The 255-nt window shown below is 33.3% G+C and carries 1 protein-coding gene; it reads left to right on the top strand.

Annotated features, from left to right (window positions below):
• Nucleotides 1-255 (top strand): transposase family protein (locus HHH54_RS11105; RefSeq protein WP_198618832.1); only part of this gene is annotated, 255 nt, incomplete at both ends.

Genomic DNA, 255 nt, shown 5'->3' with positions numbered 1-255 from the left:
ACACTTAACATTAAAGATGAAAACATACAATTTGAGGAAAAAGTTGAAAAATCGAAGTTTAAAGGTCGATTAAGCCTTTTCTATTACGGTGAACTTAGCTACACACCAAGCCATTGTGAGTGTTGTGAGGAGAAAAATGAACACCATACAGTTATTAAAGCAGGTAAAAAGCAATCTAGGATTACACTCCCTCACATATCTGAGTTACCTGCTTATCTCATACTTAAAAAACAACGTTTTTATTGTAAAGCTTGT

Source organism: Staphylococcus canis (assembly GCF_016238445.1).
In the GTDB taxonomy this organism is placed as follows: Bacteria; Bacillota; Bacilli; order Staphylococcales; family Staphylococcaceae; genus Staphylococcus; species Staphylococcus canis.
Note: the sequence above shows the minus strand (reverse complement) of the source record. Positions and strands in the feature narration are given on the sequence as shown.